Raw genomic sequence first — 23116 nt, 5'->3', positions numbered from 1 at the left:
CACTCTGCCAACGCCTAGACGACGCATCAACTTTGTTAAGTTAATGGAATGCTGAGTTTCTAAGTTATTTCATTCCTGGTACAACGCATGAAATATGTAGACGACATTACGAAACTCTTTACACGTTTTGGCGCCAATGCAGAGACTTACCAGGAAATACAACCGAACTATAAAGATTTCAAAGACGACCCGGTTATACCTGCGGTGGCTGAGCCAGAACCGCCGGTCGAGCCGGTGAAAAATACTGCCCCCTCGCCACCATCGCCCAAATCCCCTCCCCTGACCGAACCACCTGCGAGTTCCGCTACGGGTGACCGTCAGCGTTTGAGCGACCTGTTGCGTGAACTCAACCAGGTTCGCCGAGACGGTCTGCCAGAAACGATTCGCAAGCGGACCAAGGCGAAGGTCATTGCCATCGTTTCAGCGAATGGTGGGGTGGGTAAAAGCACCGTCACCGCTGGCCTCGCGAAAACACTGCGGCACCCTGGCGGGCGAGTCATCGCGATTGATCTGGACCCTCAGAACGCGCTGTCCAGCCACTTGGGTATCACCAGGCCGGCTCCCGGGCTGATCCAGCTCAAAGAACAGGACGCCGACTGGAGCGCTCATCGCCTGCCGGGCTTTAGCGACAGTGAGTGCCTGCCCTTCGGCACTGGCGAGCTGAACGAACGCCGCTTGCTCAGGCAGATGCTGCTTGAAGATGCTGACTGGTTGAATCAGCACCTTGCGTCGATGAACCTCAGCGAAAACGATACCGTGATCCTGGATACGCCTTCGGGTGCGACCGTCTATTCGCAACAGGCACTCGACGCCGCCGATCTGGTGCTGGTGATGACGGTGGCCGACGCGGCCTCCTACCTGGCACTGGACACCATGACCCAGTGGCTGGAAACCAGCCCGCGACGCGCACAGCGGCAGCGGTATGTGCTCAACCAACGGGATGACTCCCGTGCGTTCAGCAGGGACATGGGCGTGCTGTTTCAGCGACGGCTCGGCGCTAACCTGATCGGGACGATTCGCCTCGATCACCAGTTCAACGAGTCGCTGGCCTATGGTCGGGACCTGTTGCAGTACGCACCTGAGAGCATTGGCTGTCAGGACATTCTGTCGCTATCAGGCGCGGTCCATGCCCTGCTGTTCGCGGATGCTTCCAGCCAGCAGGGCACGCCATGACCGTCCAGCTGAATCAGCTACCTGCAAAGACCTGGTGGTTGCAGAAGCTGCTGGATAGCTTCCAGGATCGCTTTAGCCAATGGCCCCTGCGTTGGCGCCTGGGCCTGAAAATCTCAGGCGGGCTGATTGCAGCATTGTTGGTGCTGGGTATCCTCACTGCACCGCAGAATCTGTATTCCCAGGCCGCGTTTGCCACCGTCTGTTTTGCCGCCAGCCTGATCATCCGCAAGCAAACCGGGCGTCTGGCGATCCTGACCCTGATCACCCTCTCGCTGATCGCTTCGTTGCGTTACATGTACTGGCGCCTGTCCGATACCCTGGACTTCGACAACTGGCAGGATGCCGTATTTGGCTACGGGCTGGTGTTGGCCGAACTGTATGCCTTGCTCGTCCTGGTCTTCGGCTATGTACAGACCGCCTGGCCGTTGCAACGTAAACCGCAGTTTCTGCAGCAGCCACCCGCGCAATGGCCGACGGTGGATGTGTTCATTCCCACCTATAACGAAGCATTGGGTATCGTCAAACTGGTGGTACTCGCGGCTCAGGCCATTGACTGGCCCGAGGGCAAACTGCGGGTGCACGTGCTCGATGACGGACGGAGGGAGGAATTCAAGGCTTTCTGTCAGAAGATTGGTGTCAACTACATCACCCGCGACAACAATCAACATGCCAAGGCCGGCAACCTCAACGAGGCACTCAAAGTCACCGATGGCGAGTTCATTGCCGTATTCGACGCCGACCACGTGCCCACCCGCTCCTTCCTGCAAATCACCATGGGCTGGTTTTTAAAGGACCCGAATCTGGCGTTGCTGCAAACGCCGCACTTTTTCTACTCACCCGATCCGTTCGAAAAAAACCTCGATACCTTTCGCTCGGTACCCAATGAAGGTGAGCTGTTCTACGGCCTGGTGCAGGACGGCAACGACCTGTGGAACGCGGCATTTTTCTGTGGGTCCTGCGCGGTCATCCGGCGGACTCACTTGCTGGAAGTCGGCGGCATCGCCACCGAGACCGTGACCGAAGATGCGCACACGGCACTCAAGCTCAATCGCCGTGGTTTCAACACCGCGTATCTCGCCATTCCACAAGCGGCGGGACTGGCCACCGAAAGCCTTTCCCGACACATCAGCCAGCGCATACGCTGGGCGCGGGGCATGGTGCAGATTTTTCGGACCGACAATCCCTTGTTTGGCAAAGGACTGAACCTGGGGCAGCGCATCTGCTACCTCAACGCCATGATGCACTTTTTCTACAGCCTGCCCCGCCTGGTGTTCTTGACTGCACCATTGGCCTACCTGTTTTTCGACGCGCAGATTTTCCATGCCTCGGCGTTGATGGTCACGGTTTATGTACTGCCGCATATTTTCCATTCCAGCCTGACCAACTCCAGCATCCAGGGGCGCTTCCGCCATTCCTTCTGGAACGAAGTGTATGAGTCGGTGTTGGCCTGGCACATCATGCGCCCGGTACTCCTGGCCCTGATCAGCCCTTCGCTGGGCAAATTCAACGTAACCGACAAGGGCGGCACCGTCGAAAAGGACTATTTCAACTGGAAGCTCGCGCGGCCTTACATCGTCCTGCTGACCTTGAACATGATCGGTCTGGCGATCGGCGTGGTGAAACTGGTCGGGAGTGATTCGGCCGAAGTCACTACCCTGCTGATCAACCTGGTCTGGACCGTGTACAACATCATCATCGTCAGCACCGCCGTGGCGGTGGCCACTGAGTCCTCTCAGGTGCGCAACGAGCCCAGGGTGCCCGCGGATCTGCCCGTGCGCGTCTATCGCGAAGACGGCACATCGTTCGATTGCATAACCCGGGATTTCTCACAAAACGGCGTGGGCCTGGCACTGCCACCGCAAGTTCAGCTCAACGCCAAAGAGAAGCTGCGGCTGTGCATTCTGCGCACACCTCCCTCAAGCCTCTTTCCCGCAACAACGATCTTCAGCAACGACAACGTGGCAGGCGTGAAATTCGAGGGTTTGACCCTGCGCCAGCAAAGTGAACTGGTGCGACTGACCTTTTCACGGGCCGACACCTGGGCCAACACGTGGGGCAACGGCCGCCTCGACGCACCAATGTCAGCGTTGCGCGAGGTCAGCAGCATTGGCTTGCGCGCCATCCTGCGCTTGTTCGTTGCCACCCTAAAGGACAGCCAGGCGCTGCTGCGCAAACGCCCGGCCACTCCATCACCCATCGACCCCACCGCGGACACGCAACGATCTTGAAGCCTTCCACTCGCCGGACCTTTCCTCCTCGTCGCTCACTCATGCTGCTCGCCTGCTCACTAGTGGGCTGGAGCGACTGGGCGTTGAGTGCTACCACCCCAATCAGCGCCACAGAGCCGGCGGTGATGCCGGTCGCATCGTTGCCAGGGACCGATGCCCCGAGCAATAGCTATACCCGCACCCTCAAGGAGCTGGGCAAAAGCTATTCGATGAACCTTAAAGGCGTGGAGGCTACCGACAGTGTGAATTTCAATGTGCGCGCCGATGAAGTCGTCACGGCTGCGCAGGTCACGCTGCAGTACAGCTATTCACCGGCGCTGCTGGCCGATCTTTCGCAAATCAACGTGCTGATCAACGATCAAGTGGCCGCCAGCCTGCCCCTCCCGAAGGAAGAGGCCGGTAAATTGCAGACCCGGACCGTGCAGATTCCGCCGCAGACCATCACCGAATTCAACCGGCTCAGCCTGCAGTTCATCGGTCACTACACGATGCAATGTGAAGACCCTCTGCACTCCAGCCTGTGGGCCAAGATTGGCAACGAGAGCCAGCTGAGCCTCCAGGTGTCCTCGATTAAGCAGCCCAACGACCTGTCCGCTCTGCCTCTGCCCTTGTTCGATCGTCGAGACGCTTCGCCCCTGAAGCTGCCCTTCGTGTTCACTGCGCGCCCGGGCGGCCCTGAGCTTGAGGCCGCCGGTATCCTGTCGTCCTGGTTTGGCGCCCTGGCCAGCTACCGCGGCGCAACCTTCCCCGCCAGCCTCACCAGCCTGCCGGCCAAAGGCAACGCCGTGGTGTTTGTCAGCGGCAACGAATCAACGGCCTTGAGTGGCTTACCGATCAAAGAAGCCACGGGGCCGACATTGACACTCGTGAGCAACCCGAATGATGCTCAGGGCAAACTGTTGATCGTCTCCGGGCGCGATGGCGCCGACCTCAAGGTCGCCGCGACAGCACTGGCCCTCGGTGGCTCGGCTTTTTCCGGGCACAGCGTGGTGATCGACCGGATCGACTCGCTCAAGCCACGCCGACCGTACGACGCGCCTAACTGGCTGCCCTCCGACCGCCCGGTTCGCCTGGGTGAACTGGCGAACCCCGCAGAACTCAATGTGTCAGGTTACAACCCGGGACAAATGACGGTTGCGCTGCGCTTGCCACCCGACCTGTTTAACTGGCGTGAGCCCGGCGCACAACTTGACCTGAAATACCGCTATACGCCGCAGCCGGTCTCGACCAATTCCTCGTTGCTGGTCAACTTCAACGATACCTTCATCAAGTCGATCGATCTGCCTTCGATCGAGAAACTCGGCAACAGCGACAGCCTGCTGGCGATGCTCAAAACCGACGACAGCCTGGCCCGCACGTCGCGCATGCTATTGCCGCTCAATTCCGTAGCGCTGCAATCACGCCTGCAATTTCGCTTTATGTATGACTACATCAAACAGGGCGACTGCCGCGACATCATCATCGACAACATGCGCGGTGTGATCGACCCGGACTCGACCCTGGACCTCAGCCAATACGAACACTTCATGGCCATGCCCAACCTCGGGGTGTTCAAGGACAGCGGCTTCCCGTTCACCCGCATGGCCGACCTTTCTGAAACATCGGTGATCCTGCCCAACGAGCCAGGCCCGGCCGATCTGAGCGCCTATCTGACCGTGCTGGGCCGCTTCGGCGACTCCACCGGTTATCCGGCCACCGGCGTAAAGGTGGTCCACGCCGACCAGGTGGCCGAGCAACGCGACCGGGATTTGCTGGTGCTCGCCTCGGGCAACAATCAGCCGCTGCTGGAGCAATGGCAAAGCCTGCTGCCGGCCAAGGACGAAGCTGCTGCGCAGTACTTTGAACTGTCTGACCTGCCCTTGCGTCTGCGCAACTGGATCAGCCCGGATACGAAAACCAATCTGCGTGAAGCACGCAACAGCTTCAGGTTCAGTGCTGACGACGGCAGTGCTTATCTGACTGGATTCGAATCGCCGCTCAAGAGTGGGCGCAGTGTGGTGTTTATCGCCAGCGCAAGGCCCAACGGCTTGGCCGACGTGACCAACGCCCTGCTCAGCAGCGAAGAAAACGCCCACGAGTTGCAAGGCAGTCTGGTGGTGGTCAAGGGTAAGCATGTCAAATCGCTGGTCGCCGAACAGGACTACTACGTCGGGAGCCTGGGGCCATTGCGCTATCTGCAGTGGTACCTCTCGCAAAACGTATTGGCGCTCATGCTGTTCACGCTCCTCGGGGTCCTGTTGTTTGCTTCGATGACCTACCTGACCCTGCGCCTACGGGCCAAACGTCGTCTTGGTCAATAAGCCGCGCATGCCTGTGTCGTCCATGAGCAGCCCGAGAGTTTCACTTCGCCAATGCCTGCGCGATAACGCGCGCAGGTTGAGCGTTGTGCTTGCGCTCGCCCTGCCGGTGCCTGCGATAGCCGCTACAACTCCCTGTGAGTTGCCGGCCTGGCCACTGTGGCAAACCTATGCAACGCGCTTCGTCCAGGCCGACGGCCGGGTTCTGGAATCGAGCCTGGAGAACAATCACAGCACTTCTGAAGGGCAATCCTACGGCATGCTCTTCGCACTGATCGGCAACGATCAGCCACGCTTTGACAAACTCTGGCGCTGGACATCAGCCAACCTCGCAGGCTCCGCCACCGCCACTCGCCTGCCAGGCTGGTTATGGGGGCAAGGCACGGACGGTCAGTGGCGCCTGCAGGACGCCAATTCGGCTGCCGACGCCGACCTGTGGATCGCCTACGCCCTGCTCGAAGCCGCACGCCTGTGGCATCGGCCGGACTATCGCCAGGATGCCCTGCACCTGATGGCGACGATTGAAGCGCAATTGGTCGTCACGCTGCCCGGGCTGGGGCCGATGGTATTGCCTGGACCACAGGGCTTCGTCCTGCCGGATGCTCTCTGGCGCCTGAACCCCAGCTACCTGCCACTGCCACTGTTACGGCGGCTGGCCAAGGAAGCTCCCAACGGGCCCTGGCAAGCGATTGCCAACAACACCGCGACGATGATTGCCCAGTCAAGCCACCACGGTTTCGTCGCTGACTGGGTCGGTTATCAAGGCACTTCAGCGCAATCGGGTGTCTTCGTCAGCGACCCGATCAACGGCGACACGGGCAGCTACGATGCCATTCGCGCGTACCTCTGGCTGGGCATGAGTGACACCTCCGAACCGCTGGCAGCGCTCCTGCTCAAACGGCTGGACGGCATGGCCCGCAGCACTGTCGCGACGGGCTCCCCCCCGGAAACAGTCCGGACTCTCCACGGCAGTGTTCAGGGTCAGAGCCCGTTCGGATTCTGGGCTGCGCTGATTCCCTACCTTGAGGCCAAGGGGCATCCCCGGTTGGCCGATCAACAACGACAGCGCGTGGAGCTCGCCTTGCAAGAGGCGCTGGCCAGGCCTGATGCCGACGCCAGCCCCCCGCGTTACTACAACTTCATGCTTAGCCTGTTCGCGCTCGGCTGGGCAGATAAACATTACCGATTCCGGGAAGACGGAACGCTGAAACTCTCCTGGGAGACCGCATGCACGCGCACCACCGCACGCTAGTCATCGCCATCATGAGCGCATGGACGGCTGCTGCACACGCTCAAAGTCCGGCGCCACAGACATTACTCGTCGAGCAAGGGCATTACTGGCAGTCGCACAACAACCCTCAACGCGCTGCGGAAGTCTGGCAGAAAGTCCTGCTGCTGGACCCGGTCCAGGTTGACGCACTCTATGGCCTGGGCTTGATCGGCGTGCAACAGGGCAAGCCACAACAGGCGCAGCAATACCTCGCCCGCTTGCAAGCCATCCAGCCAACGCCTCGGCAGGCTCTGCAATTGGCGCAGGACATCGGCGTGGCCCAACCGCAGAACCAGCAGCGCCTGGAAGAGGCTCGGCGCCTCGTCGATGCCGGTGAGCGTGACAAGGCGACCGCCTTGTTTCGCTCGCTGTTCGATGGCCGCCCACCTCAAGGTACGATCGGCCGCGAGTATTACAACAACCTTGCCTTCAATCAGGCTGACTGGACTGAAGCACGCAGCGGATTCCAGCGCCTGCAACGCGAGATGCCCAACGACTCGATCGTCGCGCTGTTTTACGCCAAGCATCTGGTTCGCCGTGAAGACAGCCGTGCCGAGGGCATTCGTGCACTGGCCGCGCTGACCCAGCGTACCGACATTGCCGGTGATGCCGACGAAAGCTGGCGCCTGGCACTGACCTGGATCGGTCCGCCCAATCCGGCACAAGTACCGTTGTTCGAGGCGTACCTCAAGACGCATCCGGATGACGTGGAAATCCGCGCGCAGATGAACAAGGGCAAGCAACAGGCGGCAACGACGGCCAGCAAGGAATGGCAACCGCCCGCCGAAGTCGCGCGCGGTCTGAAGGCGCTCAAAGCAGGCGATCAGGCCACCGCCGAGCAGGCGTTTCAAGCACGCTTGAAAACCCAGCCCGATGACGCTGACGCGCTCGGCGGCCTTGGGGTTATTCGCCAGCAGCAACAGCGACTGGCCGAAGCGGAAAAGCTCCTGGGTCAGGCCACGCGACAACACAACGGCAGCCACTGGCAAGTGGCACTGAACGAAGTGCGCTACTGGTCTGCGTTGCAGCAAGCCCGCGATGCCCAGGCCAAAGGCCAGACAGCCCAGGCACAGGCCTTGGTGAACCAGGCGCTGCGGCAGAATCCAAACGGGGCGGATGCTCTCCTCGCCCTGGCGGATATTCAGGCCAGCGCGGGCCAGTTCGATGACGCGCAGCGCAATTATCGGCAGATTTTGAATCTGCGCCGCGACGACCCTCGAGCACAGGAAGGGCTGGTCAACGTGCTGCTCAAGAGCGGCAAGAACGATGAAGCCCTGCAACTGATCAACAGCCTGCCAGCCACCGGACAGGCAAAGACCGGCCAGTCCGCACGCCTGCAAGCCTTGCGCGCGACGCAACTGGCCGCCCTCGCCGAACAACGCAACGACCTGCCCGCTGCGCGCAACGCCTTGCAAGACGCGCTGCGCTACGAACCGGACAACGTCTGGACACGTTTCGCCCTGGCCCGCCTGAACCTGGCAATGGGCGAACCGCAAAAGGCTCGGGACCTGATCAACACCATGCTCCAGGCCCACCCCGACAATGCCGATGCGCTTTACGTCAGCGCCTTGCTGTCGGTCCAGATGGGTGAGTGGAAAGCTGCCCAGGCAACCTTGGGACGCTTGCGCCCCGACCAGCGCACCCCGGACATGGAAGCACTGGCCGCTGATGTCAACCTCAACCTGCAACTCAGCCAGGCGATCGGGTTGGGCAAGCGCGGACAGCGTCAGGAAGCCCTGACCTTGCTCGATCGTATTCAGCCGATGGCCAACAACAGCCCAGATCGCACGGCAAGCCTGGCCTCGGCCTACGTCGACATCGGCGAGCCGACCCGAGCGCTGGCCCTCATGCGCGGCCAGTTGCAACACACCCCTGCGCCCTCGGCGGACTTCATCCTGCAATACGCGGCGGTCCTGCTTGAGTCCGGAGAAGACGCGCAGGTCAACGAGATTCTGCGCGACCTTCAGAACAAACCCTTGAACGCGCCGACTCGCAAGCGTTTCGATGACCTGCTCCATCTCTATCGCATCCGCCAGGCTGACCATCTACGCGAACAAGGCAATCTGGCCAGCGCTTATGACACGCTGGCGCCCGCACTGGCGCAACGTCCCGGTGACAGCGCCGCCGTCGCGGCGCTGGCGCGAATGTATTCGGCCAACGGCGACACGGCAAAAGCCCTCGAACTCTACAAACCGCTATTACAACGTCAGCCAAACGACCCACAACTGCTGTTGGGTGCCGCCGATGCGGCGGTGTTGGCACATGACACAGGCTTTGCCGAACAGGCACTGCAACAGCTGCTCAAGACCGAATCCGGCAACCCTCAAACGCTGACCGAGGCCGCACGTCTCTACCAGAACATGGGCAAGACCGGCACGGCGACCGATCTGCTGCGCAAGGCAGTGGCCATCGAGCAGAGCGAGAAACGCAGAAACCAGAGCGGCCAACTGGCCGGTTCGACAGTGGCGCCCAACCCTTTTGCGGGGGTGTCGGGGCCACGTAGCGAGGTCAGTCGCGACGCCTTGCTGGCAGCGATCCCGCCACCGGCTCAGGAGATGCCGGGCGGCGTGAGGTCTAACAGCCCTTTTGGCATCGACGCCCTGCCAAGGCCCCAGCAGGCGAGCAATCCATTCGAGTCGCAGTTGCCGCGCGCAGCACTGGTGAGTGAAGACATCAGCCCCGCGCAACTGGCGCTGAATAAAATCCTTCAGCAGCGCAGTGCCTACGTCACCCAGGGCGTGAGCATTCGCAGCAACAACAGTGAGTCGGGGTTGAGCAAACTGACCGATATTGAAACGCCGCTGGAAATCAATATCCCGCTGGATGAAAGCCGCGTCGCCCTGCGCGTGACACCGGTCTCGCTGAACGCCGGCAGTGCCAGCGGCGAAGCACTGCAGCGCTTCGGTAGCGGTGCGCAGAGCGAAGGCGCCGACTCGCAAAAAGCCGAGGGTGTCGGTCTTTCCGTCGCTATTCAACGGCCCGCGGATGGGCTCAAGGCCGATCTCGGCACCACCCCGCTCGGTTTCAAATACACCACTGCCACGGGCGGCATCAGCGTTGATCGCCCCATAAGCGACTCTTCTAATGTCCGCTATGGGGTGAGCGTTTCCCGGCGTCCGGTGACTGACAGCGTCACCTCGTTTGCCGGCACCACGGACAAACGCAGCGGGCAGTCCTGGGGCGGTGTGACCGCCAACGGCGGGCGCGGCCAGTTGAGCTATGACGACAACGAAGTCGGCGCCTATGGCTACGCCTCCTGGCACCAGCTATTGGGCAACCATGTCGAATCCAACAGCCGCAGTGAACTGGGCAGCGGTGTCTACTGGTACCTGCAAAATGCAACGGACAGCAAGCTGACCGTCGGCCTGAGCATGACCGGCATCAGCTACGCGAACAATCAGGACTATTTCACCTATGGCCACGGCGGCTATTTCAGCCCGCAGACGTTCTTCGCCCTGGGCGTACCGGTGACCTGGGCACAACGCACCGGGCGCTTGACGTATCAAGTCAAGGGCTCGGTCGGCGTGCAGCATTTCGAGCAAGACAGTGTCGACTATTTCCCGACCGACAAAGCCCAGCAGGCGGCCTCGGGCCTGCGTTACGCCGGGCAAAACAAAACCGGGATCGGCTACAGCGTCGCCGCGGTCGCTGAATACAAGGTCGCTTCGAACTTCCTGCTGGGCGCCAATCTGGGCCTGGACAACGCCCACGACTACCAACAATTCAGCGGCGCCCTGTCTTTGCGTTACCTGTTCGAGGACATCAGCGGCCCCATGAGCTTGCCGGTCAGTCCGTACGCCTCACCTTATTCCAACTGATCATTCTGGAGTTTCCGATGCCCACTTCTGCCCTTGCCGGCCTGACGCTCCTTGTTCTTGGGGAGAGTCACATGAGCCTCGCGGACCACTTGCTGGAGCCGCTGCACGACAACCTGACTCGCCAAGGCGCCCTGGTTCACTCCATCGGTGCCTGTGGCGCCAGCGCCGGCGACTGGCTGATCAGTAAAAAGGTCGACTGCGGTGCCGAGCGCAAAGGCAACGACAAGATGGTGATCAAGGGCCGTGACGCCACCACCACACCGATCCAGGACCTGATCGCCGCCGACAAGCCCGACCTGGTGGTACTGGTCATCGGCGACACCATGGCGTCCTATGACAAGCCCGTGTTTCCAAAGGCCTGGGCATGGCAAAGCGTCACCGGCCTGGCCAAGGCCATCGCGGCCACCGGGACCCGTTGCGCCTGGGTAGGCCCGGCCTGGGGCAAAGCCGGTGGCATGTACCAGAAGAATGATGCCCGTACCCAGTTGATGTCGCAGTTTTTAGCCGCGAACGTGGCGCCTTGCACCTACATCGATTCGCTGACGTTCTCCAAACCCGGGCAGTGGATCACCACTGATGGGCAGCACTTTACCGTCGCCGGTTATCAAGCCTGGGGCACTGCAATTGGTGGTGCGTTGGCCAAGTTGCCCGCCGACACCGTCAGCAGCACAGGAGCCGGCAAATGACTCGATCCGCATGTGGCTGGGCGCTGTTCGCGCCCTTGTTGCTGAGCCTGAACGCCCAGGCCGCCGACATTGCCCTGTACCCGACGGGCCCGGATCAGGACTCGGCCTTCTTGCGCTTTATCAACGCCGCCGACCGCCCCTTGCAACTGCTGGCCGAAGGCTCGCGGGCCAGCCTCAGGCTCGAGGGTTCGAATGCCGTGTCCGACTACCTGCCCGTGCCCGCCAACCAGCCGATCAAGGGCACCCTGGAACGCAACGGCAAAAGCCAGCCGCTGGACATCCAGGTGGCAGCAGGCGAATTCGCCAGTGTGATCGCTTTGCCAGACAGCGCTAAAGGTATCCGCCAGGTCGTCATCCGTGAGCAACCCGACGATTTCAATAGCCTGAGAGCCTCGCTGGCGTTTATCAGCGCCGATCCAGCGTGCACCCAGGCCGGTTTGCGTGCTGCGGGGAAAAACACCGACCTGTTCAAGGAGGTGGCCGACGGCAGCGTGCAACGCCGAGCGATCAACCCGGTCAGCCTGTCGGTTCAATTGGTCTGCGCCCAAACCAACGTCGGTGCGCCACTTGACCTCGGCCAGCTCAAGGCCGGCGAACGCTACAGCGTTGTGCTGCTACCTGGTGCAAATGGCCCGCACCTGTTGCTCGCGACTGACGTCCTGGCCCACTGATCGGATCGCACCACCACCATGGTTTTTGCCTCTCTCGAGTTTCTGACGTTGTTCCTGCCGCTGTTCTTGTGCAGCTATGCAGTGTGCCCAGCCGCCTGGCGCAACGTCACGTTACTGATCGGCAGCTGGCTGTTCTATGGCTGGTTGAGCCCTCGGTTCCTCGCAGTGCATGTGGTGCTGACGATCACAGCGTGGGCTGGCGGCTTGCTGATTGACGCCTTGCGGGAAAAAGACAAGGGCCGCGTGCGGCTACTCGTGACATTGATCGTGCTCAACACGGCGGTGCTGTGCTGGTACAAGTACGCCAACATCGTCGCCGGTACGTTGATCGATGCCCTTGCCTGGTCTGGCGCCATGCCGCTGGACTGGCAGCGAGTCATCATGCCGGCCGGGCTATCGTTTATCGTCTTGCAGGCGATTTCCTATCTGGTGGATGTACACCGCCGTACCGTGCCGGCCGAACGCAGCTTCATTAATTACGCCACCTATATTTCGATGTTCGGCCATTCGGTCGCCGGTCCCATCATTCGCTATGACTGGGTTCGGCGTGAGCTGAATCAGCGTCACTTCAACTGGCAGAATTTCTCGCTGGGCGCACGCCGGTTCATGGTCGGGATGAGCATGAAGGTCCTGGTGGCCGACACCCTGTCGCCGGTGGTCGATGTGGCGTTCAATGTGCAGAACCCAAGTTTCTCTGACGCCTGGATCGGCTGCCTTGCCTACTCCTTGCAACTGTTCTTCGACTTCGCCGGCTACAGCGCCATGGCCATTGGCCTTGGATTGATGCTGGGCTTCCACTTTCCCGAGAACTTCAACCGTCCCTATCTGGCCAACAGCATCCAGGACTTCTGGCGCCGCTGGCATTTGTCGCTGTCCAGCTGGCTGCGTGACTATCTGTATATTTCGCTGGGTGGCAATCGCAACGGTACCTGGAAAACCTATCGCAACCTGTTCCTGATCATGGCCATCGCCGGCCTCTGGCACGGTGGCGATAGCTGGAATTATCTGCTGTGGGGCAGCGCCCATGGCATTGCGTTGTGTGTGAATCGTGTCTGGAACAGCTCTACCCTGCCCCCGTTACAGCCAGTGTTTTCCCATGGGCTGACCCTGCTGTTCGTCTGCCTGGCCTGGACACTGTTCCGCGCCCCCGACTTTCACAGCGCGCTGAGCCTGTATGCCGGACAGTTCGGGCTGCAAGGCATTGCCCTCGGTGACGAACTGTCCGCGACCCTACGCCCGGTACACGGCCTTGCGGGTTTGCTGGGGGTGTTCGGTGTCGTTGCACCGTTGTTGCACCCTTACTGTGAGAAACGACTGGGCGGCCTATTGCTCCACACCACCGCCCTTTGGCCCATCGCCGGTTTCATGCTGTCGTTCGCACTGATCGCCAGTCGCGAAACCGTACCCTTCCTGTACTTCCAATTCTGATGACAACCCTAAAGCCTCCCCCGCTCCCTACTCAGCCAGATGATTTGGCGATTCGCAGCAGTCGGTTGGCAGGCGTGGCGCTGCTGATATTCCTGTTCGTCGGACTGCTGTCCTCTGGCCGTCTGATCGTTTCAGGGCAGATCTCACTGTTACCCGGTGAAGTGCTGACCTCGCAGATTCTTGATGGCGATATCACTCATCGACTCGCCAAGGAACTGTCGAACGCTCACCTCCCCACGACCTTCGCCGAGCTGGAGCGCGGAGTCAGTTGGCTGCTCCTGAACGACACCGGGCCGAGGGTTCGCTCAGGCTGTCCTGGCTGGTTGTTTTTGGCCGATGAGCTCAAGGTTAATCATCAAGCGCAGCGCAATGCCGATGCAAAAGCCCAGGCCGTGATTGACCTGAAGCAGCAGCTCTCCCAGCGTGGTATCAGCCTGCTGGTGGTCATCGTTCCAGACAAGAGCCGCATCGCTTCCGAGCAGCGTTGCACACTGCACCGCCCAGCTGCTCTCGAAGGACGCATCCAGGCCTGGACCTCAAAGCTGGATGCGGGCGGCGTGTCGAATCTGGACCTCACCGCTGCGCTGACGCCACTGGGGGCCAGTGCCTGGTTGCGCACCGATACGCACTGGAGCGAATCCGGCGCGAAGGCGGCGGCCGATGCCATCACACAGCGCCTGAAGACCCTGGGCATCAGCGCCACGCCAAGCAGGTCGTTCAACGAGCATCATGCCCCGCTCGCGGTTCGACCTGGCGATCTGGTCCATCTGGCGGGCATCGACTGGCTGCCGCTCAAATGGCAACCCGCACCCGACATGGTCGCCCAAGCCAGCACCCACGAACTTCCCGCTGCGTCAGCCGCCAACCCTGACACTGAGGCAGACCTTTTTGGCGATGCCGACCTCCCCAACACCGCGCTCATCGGCACTTCATTCTCACGCAACTCCAACTTCGCAGGGTTTCTGCAGCAGGCACTGGGCGCCCCCGTGGGTAACTTCGCCAAAGACGGTGGAGCGTTCTCTGGCGCTGCAAACAGCTACCTCAGCAACCCGGCCTCCAAAGAAACGCCGCCAAAGCAAATCATCTGGGAAATCCCGGAGCGGGACCTGCAATCGGCGTACGTCGACCCCATTGCCTATCGCTCTTTGCGGTAGGCCAATCACACCTGGCTGAAGGCAATCTTCGCCAGCTCGCCCCGTGTGTTCAGGGGCATTTCTCTCGATTGTTACTATCTTCGCAACAGTGTTTCTCCTTTCCGGCAAATGACAATTTGTCGCAGGGCTCGCTTTTTTTGATATCTTTGCGCAATTAACCAAATAGTTAACAACTATTTTCAGACTTGCCTTCACTGCTCTTAACCCTCCCCACAAACGTTCATGCGTCAGTAGGATCATGCAACATGACTAAGTCTCGACCTTCGGCATCCGTCAGCCGCTGGCCCATCTGGGTCGTCGCCTTCGGTGTGCTGGTATTTGGATTATTCTTCGCAACCGGTGGTGGCTACCTCGCCACGCTGGGTGGCAACTGGTACTTCCTGCTCGCCGGTTTCGGTTTGATCGTCTCTGCCGTACTGCTCTTCAAGCAGCGTCTGCAGGGTGCCTGGCTGTTCGCGGCGGTGATGGTGCTGACCGTGATTTGGGCGCTGGCCGATGTCGGACTGAATTTCTGGCCACTGATCTCTCGCTTGTTCGCCCTGGGCGTGCTGAGCCTGTTGGTGGCATTGGTCTACCCCCATCTGCGCAAGGCCAATAGCCTGGCCAGCGGCCGCAGTGGCTACGCTCTGAGCGGTGTGCTGGCAGTCGCCATCGTTGCAGGTGGTGCCGGTATGTTCGTACCCCATGCCCCTGTTTCGCCGACCGGTGACGGCCCAGGGCTGACAAAGGTCGAACCTGCCAAGGCGCAGAAAAACTGGGAACACTACGGTAACGACGAAGGCGGCGGCCGCTTCGCCGCTCTGGACCAGATCAACCGTAGCAACGTCTCGAAGCTGGTGCCGGCATGGACCTACAATACCGGGGACATCGCGATCAGCGACGGCAATGGCGCCGAAGATCAGATGACACCGTTGCAGGTTGGCGACAAGGTGTTCATCTGCACCCCGCACAACAACCTCATCGCACTGGATGCCGACACCGGTAAACAGCTGTGGAAAAACGAGATCAACGCCAAGACCCGTGTTTGGCAGCGTTGCCGCGGTATCGCCTACTTCGACGCTACCGCTGCGCTCGCCCAGCCTGCTGACGGCAGCACACCTGTCAAACCCGTGTCGATACCGGCCGGCGCCAACTGCCAGCGCCGTCTGCTGACCAACACCATCGATGCGCGCCTGATCGCAGTGGACGCCGACACAGGGGAGTTTTGCCAGGGCTTCGGTAACAACGGCCAGGTTGATCTGAAAGCCGGTCTCGGCGACGTCCCTGACTCCTATTACCAGCTGTCATCGGCACCGCTGATGGCCGGGACCACCGTGGTTGTCGGCGGCCGTGTCGCCGACAACGTCCAGACCGACATGCCAGGTGGCGTGATCCGTGGTTTCGACGTCGTCACCGGCGAGATGCGCTGGGCATTCGACCCGGGCAACCCCGAAGACAAGCAGGCTCCGGCGGCCGGCAGCACCTACGTGCGCAGCACGCCCAACAGCTGGGCACCGATGTCCTACGACCCGGCGATGAACACCGTGTTCTTGCCGATGGGCAGTTCGTCCACCGACATCTACGGAGTGGAACGTACGGCACTGAACCACAAGTACGGTGCTTCCGTTCTTGCACTGAACGCAACAACCGGCGAAGAAAAGTGGGTCTACCAAACCGTCCACAACGACCTGTGGGACTTCGACCTGCCCATGCAGCCAAGCCTGATCGACTTCACCAAAGCCGACGGCAGCAAGGTGCCCGCCGTAGTGATCGGCACTAAAGCCGGCCAGATCTTCGTGCTTGACCGCGCCACCGGCAAACCGCTGACCAAGGTTGAAGAGGTTCCGGTCAAAACCTCGAACATCCCGAACGAACCTTACTCGCTGACTCAGCCGAAATCGGTGGGCATGCCAGCGATCGGCGCGCAAACGCTGACCGAGTCAGACATGTGGGGGGCAACGCCGTTCGATCAACTGCTCTGCCGTATCTCGTTCAAGAAAATGCGTTATGACGGGCTGTACACCGCACCCGGCACCGATATCTCGCTGAGCTTCCCGGGCTCGCTGGGAGGGATGAACTGGGGCGGTATCTCGACTGACCCGGTACACGGTTTTATCTTCGTCAACGACATGCGTCTGGGCCTGTGGATCCAGATGATTGCGGCGCAGAAAGATGCCAAAACCTCTTCCGGTGGTGAGGCACTGAACACCGGCATGGGCGCGGTACCGCTCAAAGGCACCCCGTATGCAGTGAACAAGAACCGCTTCCTGTCGGTTGCCGGCATCCCTTGCCAGGCACCGCCTTTTGGCACACTGACCGCGATCGACATGAAAACCCAGAAAGTCGCGTGGCAAGTGCCGGTCGGCACCGTCCAGGACACTGGCCCGTTGGGTATCAAGATGCATCTGCCGTTGCCGATCGGCATGCCGACGCTGGGTGGTACGCTCTCCACCCAGGGCGGCCTGGTGTTCATTGCCGGTACACAGGACTACTACCTGCGCGCCTTCAATTCCGCCAACGGAGAAGAGGCCTGGAAAGCCCGGCTACCCGTGGGCAGCCAGGGTGGCCCGATGACGTATGTGTCGCCGAAAACAGGCAAGCAGTACGTTGTCATCACCGCGGGTGGTGCGCGTCAGTCGCCCGATCGCGGCGATTATGTGATCGCTTACGCGCTGCCTGATAGCAAGTAAACCAGTAACACCTGAAAACCGCTGCCGCCGTGTGAGCGTGGCAGCGGTTTTTTGTTGCCTTTAAAAATCGAAGAACACCGTTTCACCCTCCCCCTGAATACGTATGTCGAAACGATAAGCCGCCTTGCCATCCACCTCGCAACGCTGCGCTATCAGCGTTTCGCGACGCTGCGGTTGCTCGATCAGATTAAGCACCGGGCACGTCGCGTTGGCTTGTGGCTCATCGGCAAAGTACAGCCGGGTTTGCAGGTGAATATTGATCCCGCGGGCAAACAGCGACACATTGATGTGCGGCGCCATCGGCACCCCGACGGCGTTCTTCACCACGCCAGGCTTGATGGTATTGAGTGTCCACTCGCCTGCATCGAAGGTGGTGGCGGTTCGGCCGAAACTGTTGAAGGTTTTTTCCGAGTCGAAGACCGGGTCGTAGACACCTTCATGGTTGGCCTGCCAAAACTCCAAAAACGAGTCTCGCACCAGGTGACCGTTGCCGTCATAGACATGACCGATCAGCAGAATCTGTTCGCCCTCGGCACCCGGCTTGGCCATCTGATTCCAGATTTCTTCCGACCGTGTCGGGTTGCCGGCAGCCGCCAGGGCCAGACCGATATGCACATAAGGGCCGGCCGTTTGCGAAGGGGTTTCGGGTAGCAGTTCGATAGGCATGGACGGACTCCTCAGCAGTTTTCGAAGTGGGTCTTGCGCTGGCCGCGCAGCACGATGTCGAAGCGATAGGCCAGGCAATCCATCGGATTGGCATTACCCATGTCGAGCCGGGCGATCAGGCTCTGTACCGCCTCTGGATTGGCGATCGACTTGACGATCGGGCACATCGGGATCAGTGGATCGCCTTCGAAATACAGCTGGGTGATCAGGCGCGTGGCGATCGATGGCCCGCTGATGGAGAAATGGATGTGCGCCGGGCGCCAGTCATTCGGACCGTTGCGCCAAGGATACGGACCGGGTTTCACGGTGCGAAAGCTGTAGTAGCCGTCACGGTCGGTCAGAGCCCGGCCGACACCGCCGAAATTCGGGTCCAGTGGTGCCAGGTAGCGATCATTTTTGTGCCGGTAGCGACCACCGGCGTTGGCCTGCCACATCTCCACCAGGGTATGCGGGATGGGCTTGCCATATTGATCACAGACCCGGCCGGAAACGATGATCCTCTCGCCCACCGGCAGCCCACCATTATTGAAGTTGAGTAGCAGGTCGTTATCGAACTGCCCCATCTTCAGGTGAGAGAAATCCGGGCCGCTGGTTTCGCTGGCCGACTGGGGGATGCTCACCAAGGCTTGGCGTGGAGAACGGGCGACAGAGGTTTTGTAATCAGGGGTCAGGGCTTTTGGGTGCCAATTACGGTCACGAATAACGAAACGACTGCTGTCTGCATCAGACATGTCGATCTCCTGTTGCTTGATTTATGGAGCACTGCCCGCGCAGTTTCAAACAACAGAAGGCTGGGGAATATTGAAAAGCCACCCTCAAAACATAACCAAATGGTTATGGATAACACCCTTCGCGATACGCCTGCCCTACCTCGCGCAGTACCTCGACGCACCACTGGGCCGCCAGTGACAACGGCAAGCTGGCGTTACTGGAAATCCCCACCGAACCACCCGGTTCGCGCTGCCCCAGATTGATCTCAAGCAGTTCGCCGCTTGCCAGATCCAGGCGCACGGCATCCAGTGGCGCGATCCAGATCGCCTCGCTGGACAACACATAACGACGGCTCAGGGTCACGGACAAGGTTTCCAGACGCTGCCGCGACTGGCTGATGCCGCATTGCACGAACAGGCTGTCGGCATATTTGCGAATCGTCGTCCCTGCCAGCGGCAGCACCAGCGGGAAATCTTCCAGGGCGCTACGCTCCAGTGGCTCGGCCAGCAAGGGATGACCGGGACGCACCACCAACGTCATGGATTCACTGTACAGATGCTCGAAGGTCAGCCCCTGAATCTCCGGGCTATCGGTCATACGGCCGACCACCAGGTCCACATCGCCCACCCGCAACTGCGACAACAGATAAGCGCTTGGCCCGGTCACCACACTCACCACCAGCGCCGAATGGCGCTCGTGCAAGCGCCGTACAACCTCAGGCACCAGCAAGCTTTCCACCGTCGACAACACGCCGAGTCGAACTTTGCCCGCCGCATATTCGCCACCGCGCAAGGTGTTCATCCCATCACGCAGCGCCTGCACCGAAGGCCCGGCATAACGCAAAAAAGCAACCCCGGCTTCGGTCAGGTTCACACCACTTTTACTGCGTATAAACAGACTTGCCTCCAGCAGCTCCTCCAGCTCCTTGAGCGTCTTCGACATCGCTGGCTGACTCACCGCCAACACATCCGCCGCCCGCGCCAGACTGCCCTGACGAGCCATTTCGAGAAAGCACACGAGGTGACGGAATTTGATGCGGGTGTCGATGTTCACTACGGAGCCCCGTGAGGTTGCCTCATTGGTATCGAAACGTTTGCAGGCAATCTTAGCGTGCGCTCAATTTCCTGGTGATCGGATGGTGGCAATGGACTTTTTTGACTTGCTCGGAGGGGATGTCAAATACCGGACATTGCGTCAATCAGGGCTTGATGTTCTTCAATTTATTGAGCAGTTCCAGCAACTGCTCAAGCGACTCCGCGCCGAACTGCTCCTGAATCTTCAAGTAGTTGCTTTCCATCCCCGCACTCATGTCGACGAAACACTGCTGCCCCTGCTCGGTCAGGGCGATGAATACCCGGCGCTGATCTTCGGACGACTTCCTGCGCCGGACGATACCGTCGCGCTCCAGCCGGGACAGCACGCCGGTCATGCTCGGTTTGAGGATGCATGCCAGATTGGCCAGTTGATGGCTTTCCAGTTCGCCGTGCTGACGCAAGATACGGATCACCCGCCATTGCTGTTCAGTCAGATCATGTTCGTTGAGCAACGGCCGGAAAAATGCCATGGCTGCTTCGCGGGCCTGCAACAAGGTGAGCGTAAGGGACGGTCTGGGGGTCGGCATGGTTCACGCAGTAAAAGAGGTCGAAGCTTCGAAGCTTAGAGTCGCTATCGTACGCATGCAACACGGCAGCGCTGACCCGCTGTGAAAAGTGCAATCGGTTCCCTGTAAAAGCCATTTTTCCGAGTGCCGGCGGCGGCCATGATTGCTTCACGAACAGCCGACGACTATTGAGAAGAATATGGCTGCCTCACCGCAAACCCGATTGTCGCTGGCGATATTCCCCTGGAGTCATCTGCGCATAACGCTGAAAGAACCGACTGAAATAGGCCGGGTCCTTGAAGCCCAGCTGGTAGCAGATTTCATTGGCCGAACTGCCAGTAAACAGCAACAGGCGCTTGGCCTCCTGCATCATTCGCTCGAGGATCAGCCGCTTCGATGGCAAATTGGCAATCCGCCGACACACGTCGTTGAGCCGTGCCTCGGTAACGCCAATACCGTCGGCATAGCGCGACAGTGGCCAGTGCTGCAGGTAGTGATCTTCGATCAACTCGTTGAAGCGGTGGAAGATCCGCAAGTCTTCATGGCGCGCCGGGCGGGCTTCCAGAGAGTTGGCGCACAGCCTGAGCAGACTGATCATGATCAATCGCGTCAGGTTATCCAAAGCCGAACCCCGCCCCGGTTTGTCGGCGTTGATCTCGTTGCAGAGTTCCTCGAACAGAAACTCGAGTCTCCTGACCTCGGGCTGGAACTGTGGTGCCAGCCCCGTCAATGCTACGCAAGCCGCCGGCAATTGCGAGCCCGGCGCCAGACTCGGATCGGCATCGATCAACTGCCAGACCAGTTGCTGGCGCACCGTCAGCACATGCCCGTCGGCGTCCGCTTCGGTGACGAAGGAATGAGCCACCGTCGGTGGCGTGAGGAAAAACATCGGTCCCGACTCGAGGTATTGCTGGTCATCCAGATAGACCCGCACCGCACCGCTCTTCACGTAATGCACCTGGAAGAACCGGTCGTGTCGGTGCACGGGCATATTGCGGCCGAAGAACTCAGCCAGATTGCCGAGTTTGTCGTAGTGCACTTCGGCATCGCTGTAACGCTGGTCGTAGACCTGACCGATGTTGATATTGGGGATCGGCTGACGATCGATCATCGCTCGGTTCTCTTTCTTGTTTGCGTGTTGGCAGTGCAAGGACTTTCATCCTGCGCCGGTTTGCGGCGGCTAACCACTGCCAGCGCATTTTGCCACGCTTGACGATTGTTAACATATTAATTATAACGTTAACAGGTTAACGAATATTTCGCGAAGCAGTCACTGCTCCGCCATTGCCAGGAGAAAAAGCATGAGCCGTGCCCTGCATGATGTTGCGAACGGCACCCTGTTCGGCGTTGCGCTGAACTATCAAGGGTTGCTGAACCAACGTATCGCCGAATTCGGGCAAGCGCCTTACCAGAAACCGCCGGTTAAACCGGTGCTGTTCATCAAGACGCCCAACACCCGCAATGGCCATGACCGCGCGGTGATTCATCCGCAAGGTGAACGCCTGCAACCGGGGCCTGCACTGGGTGTGGTGATCGGTAAGAGCGCCAGCCGGGTCAGCATCGAGAATGCGCTGGAACATGTGGCCGGCTACACCATCGTCAATGAGTTCAGCCTGCCGGAAGACAGCTACTACCGCCCGGCGGTGAAAGCCAAGTGTCGTGACGGCTTCTGCTCGCTGGGCCCGGAATTGGTGGGCCGTGACCAGCTCGCCGATCCGCATCAGTTGAGTCTGAAACTGTTCGTCAACGGTGAACTGCGCCAGGAAAACTCCACGGCCAACTTTGTCCGCAGCATTCCCCAGTTGATCGCCGAAATCAGCGAATTCATGACCCTCCACGAAGGCGATGTGCTGATCACAGGCACCCCTGAAGGCCGTGTCGATGTCCAGCCCGGTGACACCGTCGAAGTCGAAATCAGCGGCCTGGGCCGCCTCGTCAACCACATCGTGGCCGAGTAACAGGAGCTTCCATGAAACACGCCCGTATCCGCTTTGAAGGTGAAGTCCACCTCGTCCATGTCGAAGAGCACAACGCCGTGCGCCTGGCCGACGGCCGCCTGCTGGCCGAAGAACAAGTGCAATGGCTGCCACCGGCCACCGGCAGCATGTTCGCCCTGGGCCTGAACTACGCCGACCACGCCGCCGAGTTGGCCTTCAAGCCGCCCACCGAGCCCCTGGCGTTCATCAAGTCCCCGGGCACCTACACCGGCCATAACCAGGCTACATGGCGCCCGGACAACGTCGCCTATATGCACTACGAGTGCGAACTGGTCGCCGTCATCGGCAAGCCCGCGCGTAACGTCAAGCGTGAAGACGCCCTCCAGTACCTGGCCGGCTACACGGTGTGCAACGACTACGCGATCCGTGACTACCTGGAAAATTACTACCGGCCCAACCTGCGGGTGAAGAACCGCGATGCCACGACGCCGGTCGGTCCGTGGATCGTCGACGTCGCCGACGTGCCGGACCCGAGCAACCTGAAACTGCGCACCTGGATCAACGGTGAGTTACGTCAGGAAGGCTCGACCTCCGACATGATTTTCGACATCCCTTACCTGATCGAATACCTGTCCAGCTTCATGACCTTGCAGCCCGGCGACATGATCGCTACGGGCACGCCGGAAGGTCTGGCCGATGTGGTTCCCGGCGATGAAGTGATTGTGGAAGTGGAAGGCGTGGGTCGCCTGGTTAATCGAATTGTTAGCGAAGCGGAATTTTTCTCCGCCCGTAAAGAGGCTTGAGCAGC

17 protein-coding genes are annotated in these 23116 nt (G+C 60.3%); 12 read left to right on the top strand and 5 right to left on the bottom strand.

All coding sequences use genetic code 11. From position 1 onward, the window contains the following. Nucleotides 1-87 precede the first annotated feature (87 nt). The 10 genes from bcsQ (at nucleotide 88) to AF70_RS19460 (ending at nucleotide 17394) form a co-directional block, all read left to right on the top strand. Nucleotides 88-1173, top strand: a complete 1086-nt coding sequence (bcsQ, locus tag AF70_RS19505; protein ID WP_028940798.1) for a cellulose biosynthesis protein BcsQ — start codon at nucleotides 88-90, stop codon at nucleotides 1171-1173. Next, nucleotides 1170-3401 (top strand): UDP-forming cellulose synthase catalytic subunit, encoded by a 2232-nt coding sequence (gene bcsA, locus AF70_RS19500; RefSeq protein WP_028940799.1) that lies wholly within the window; start codon nucleotides 1170-1172, stop codon nucleotides 3399-3401. Before bcsQ ends, bcsA begins: the two co-directional genes overlap by 4 nt. Continuing rightward, nucleotides 3398-5701, top strand: coding sequence for a cellulose biosynthesis cyclic di-GMP-binding regulatory protein BcsB (gene bcsB / locus AF70_RS19495; RefSeq protein WP_256677942.1), 2304 nt, complete (start codon nucleotides 3398-3400; stop codon nucleotides 5699-5701). Before bcsA ends, bcsB begins: the two co-directional genes overlap by 4 nt. A 7-nt stretch (nucleotides 5702-5708) precedes the next feature. Then, nucleotides 5709-6950, top strand: coding sequence for a cellulose synthase complex periplasmic endoglucanase BcsZ (gene bcsZ, locus AF70_RS19490; RefSeq protein WP_032831144.1), 1242 nt, complete (start codon nucleotides 5709-5711; stop codon nucleotides 6948-6950). Further along, complete coding sequence (locus tag AF70_RS19485; protein WP_028940802.1) at nucleotides 6926-10786, top strand: cellulose biosynthesis protein BcsC; 3861 nt, start codon at nucleotides 6926-6928, stop codon at nucleotides 10784-10786. Before bcsZ ends, AF70_RS19485 begins: the two co-directional genes overlap by 25 nt. Nucleotides 10787-10803: 17 nt before the next feature. Continuing rightward, the gene (locus AF70_RS19480; RefSeq protein WP_026286561.1) at nucleotides 10804-11472 is read left to right on the top strand and encodes an SGNH/GDSL hydrolase family protein; all 669 of its coding nucleotides are present in this window, start codon (nucleotides 10804-10806) and stop codon (nucleotides 11470-11472) included. Then, nucleotides 11469-12143: an alginate O-acetyltransferase AlgF gene (locus tag AF70_RS19475; protein ID WP_032831146.1), complete on the top strand. Its 675-nt coding sequence runs from the start codon at nucleotides 11469-11471 to the stop codon at nucleotides 12141-12143. The genes AF70_RS19480 and AF70_RS19475 overlap by 4 nt, the downstream gene beginning before the upstream one ends. Before the next feature lie 18 nt (nucleotides 12144-12161). Next, complete coding sequence (locus AF70_RS19470) at nucleotides 12162-13571, top strand: MBOAT family protein (protein ID WP_028940804.1); 1410 nt, start codon at nucleotides 12162-12164, stop codon at nucleotides 13569-13571. Next, entirely contained in the window at nucleotides 13571-14725 is a 1155-nt protein-coding gene (locus AF70_RS19465) for a cell division protein FtsQ (RefSeq protein ID WP_028940805.1), read from the top strand. Before AF70_RS19470 ends, AF70_RS19465 begins: the two co-directional genes overlap by 1 nt. A gap of 245 nt (nucleotides 14726-14970) precedes the next feature. Further along, a complete protein-coding gene (locus AF70_RS19460; protein ID WP_028940806.1) occupies nucleotides 14971-17394 on the top strand; it encodes a glucose/quinate/shikimate family membrane-bound PQQ-dependent dehydrogenase in 2424 nt (807 codons plus the stop codon). Between the two features lie 60 nt (nucleotides 17395-17454). On the opposite strand, the gene pcaG is transcribed toward AF70_RS19460, so the two are convergent. From pcaG to hpaA, 5 genes are all read right to left on the bottom strand, one after another. Continuing rightward, nucleotides 17455-18060, bottom strand: coding sequence for a protocatechuate 3,4-dioxygenase subunit alpha (pcaG, locus tag AF70_RS19455; RefSeq protein WP_028940807.1), 606 nt, complete (start codon nucleotides 18058-18060; stop codon nucleotides 17455-17457). Nucleotides 18061-18071: 11 nt separating this feature from the next. Further along, a complete protein-coding gene (pcaH, locus tag AF70_RS19450) occupies nucleotides 18072-18791 on the bottom strand; it encodes a protocatechuate 3,4-dioxygenase subunit beta (protein WP_028940808.1) in 720 nt (239 codons plus the stop codon). A gap of 103 nt (nucleotides 18792-18894) precedes the next feature. Next, nucleotides 18895-19824 carry a pca operon transcription factor PcaQ gene (gene pcaQ / locus AF70_RS19445; protein ID WP_028940809.1) on the bottom strand — a complete coding sequence of 310 codons (930 nt, stop codon included), beginning with the start codon at nucleotides 19822-19824 and terminating at the stop codon, nucleotides 18895-18897. A gap of 145 nt (nucleotides 19825-19969) precedes the next feature. Beyond that, a complete protein-coding gene (gene hpaR / locus AF70_RS19440) occupies nucleotides 19970-20392 on the bottom strand; it encodes a homoprotocatechuate degradation operon regulator HpaR (RefSeq protein WP_026286558.1) in 423 nt (140 codons plus the stop codon). 187 nt (nucleotides 20393-20579) lie between these two features. Then, nucleotides 20580-21482, bottom strand: coding sequence for a 4-hydroxyphenylacetate catabolism regulatory protein HpaA (hpaA, locus tag AF70_RS19435; protein WP_028940810.1), 903 nt, complete (start codon nucleotides 21480-21482; stop codon nucleotides 20580-20582). 190 nt (nucleotides 21483-21672) lie between these two features. Between hpaA and AF70_RS19430 the strand changes: the two genes are divergently transcribed. Both AF70_RS19430 and AF70_RS19425 read left to right on the top strand, forming a co-directional pair. Then, entirely contained in the window at nucleotides 21673-22329 is a 657-nt protein-coding gene (locus AF70_RS19430) for a fumarylacetoacetate hydrolase family protein (RefSeq protein WP_028940811.1), read from the top strand. Nucleotides 22330-22340: 11 nt separating this feature from the next. Continuing rightward, nucleotides 22341-23111, top strand: a complete 771-nt coding sequence (locus AF70_RS19425) for a fumarylacetoacetate hydrolase family protein (RefSeq protein WP_018927923.1) — start codon at nucleotides 22341-22343, stop codon at nucleotides 23109-23111. Nucleotides 23112-23116: the final 5 nt, after the last annotated feature.

It is taken from the genome of Pseudomonas sp. KD5, assembly GCF_012932895.1.
Lineage (GTDB): Bacteria > Pseudomonadota > Gammaproteobacteria > Pseudomonadales > Pseudomonadaceae > Aquipseudomonas.
The sequence above is the reverse complement of the archived record's forward strand: the minus strand, read 5'-3'. Positions and strand labels throughout refer to the sequence as shown.